General features: G+C 72.0%; 2 protein-coding genes. Both read left to right on the forward strand.

Features of this window, described 5'->3' with window-relative positions:
- The first annotated feature begins 17 nt into the window (after positions 1–17).
- Entirely contained in the window at positions 18–1178 is a 1161-nt protein-coding gene (locus tag ACJOT3_RS34410) for an ABC transporter substrate-binding protein (RefSeq protein WP_406977314.1), read from the forward strand.
- Positions 1175–1521: ATP-binding cassette domain-containing protein (locus ACJOT3_RS34415; protein WP_406977315.1), on the forward strand; the 347-nt coding region annotated here is incomplete at its 3' end. The genes ACJOT3_RS34410 and ACJOT3_RS34415, both read left to right, overlap by 4 nt.

The raw sequence follows: 1521 nt of genomic DNA on the forward strand, positions 1-1521 counted from the left end.
CCCCGGAGAGAACCACCATGCACACTCGACGCGACATCCTGCGCTACACAGCGGCGGCCGGGGCGGCCGGAGCCGCCCTCCCCCTGCTGTCCGCCTGCGGCTCGGCGGGCGCCGCGGACGGCTCGGGGCCGACCACCATCCGCTACCAGGGCGGTGCCGGCAGCGTGCACTTCCTGGAGCTGGCCGACGACCTCGGATACCTCCAGGACATCACCCTGGAGTGGATCGGCGACACCACCAGCGGCCCCCAGGACATCCAGGCCGCCGCCACCGGCGACACCGACATCGGCGGGGCCTTCAACGGGGCGATCGCCAAACTCGTCGCCGCGGGCTCCCTCATCACGTCCGTCATCTCCTACTACGGAGCCGACGAGGCCGCCTTCACCGGCTACTTCGTGCTGGAGGACAGCGGGATCTCCCAGGCCCGCGACCTCATCGGCAAGAAGGTCGGCATGAACACCCTGGGCGCGCACCACGAGTTCGTGGTCCGCGAGTGGCTGGCCCAGCAGGGTCTGACCAACGACGAGATCGCGCAGGTCGAGCTGACCGTGGTCCCACCGGTCAACACCGAGCAGTCGCTGCGCAGCGGGCAGATCGACGTGGCCGCCCTGGGCGGCATCCTGCGCGACACCGCGCTGGAGCGCGGCGGCATCCGACCGCTGTTCACCGACCAGGGGCTGTACGGCACCTTCAGCTACGGGTCCCTGGTGCTGCGCGACGAGTTCATCGAGGAGAACCCCAACGCCACCCTCAACCTGGTCTCCGGCCTGGCCCGGGCGATCCGCTGGACGCAGGTGACCCCGCGCGAGGAGGTCGTCGACCGGTACGTCCGGATCATCGAGGGCCGCGACCGCAACGAGAGCGCCGACGCCATCCAGTACTGGAAGTCCAGCGGCGTGGCCGGGGCCGGCGGCCTCATCGACGAGCAGGAGTTCAAGATCTGGGTGGACTGGCTGGTCCGCAACGAGGAGCTGGACGAGGGCCGCGTCGAGGTCGCCGACCTGTTCACCAACGAGTTCAACCCGTACCACAACGGCACCTACCCGGCCGGTTCCGGGCCCGACGGCGAACCCGTCGACGAGGCGGCCGAACCGAGCGCGTCCCCCAGTGCGTCGCCGAGCGCGTCGCCCGGCGCGTCGCCGGGCGGGGACCCCTCCGAGGAGAGTGAGGACCGGTGACCACCAGCGCCGCCGACACCGCAGCGACCACGACCGCCGAGCCCAAACTCCGGCTGGAGGGGGTCCGCCGGGCCTTCTCCGTCCGGGGCCGCAAGGGCGCCGAATCCACCCTGACCGCCCTGGAGGACGTCACCCTGGACATCGCCGCCGGGGAGTTCCTCACCCTGGTGGGCCCCTCCGGCTGCGGCAAGTCCACCCTGCTCGACCTGCTCGGCGGGCTGGCCGCGCCCAGCGCCGGGCGCATCCTCCTCGACGGCGAACCGGTCACCGGCCCCGGCCTGGACCGCGGGCTCGTCTTCCAGCAGTACGCGCTGCTGCCCTGGCGGACCGCGCAGGGCACCAT

Origin of the sequence: Nocardiopsis protaetiae, assembly GCF_045446735.1 — a bacterium.
Classification (GTDB): Bacteria; Actinomycetota; Actinomycetes; order Streptosporangiales; family Streptosporangiaceae; genus Nocardiopsis; species Nocardiopsis protaetiae.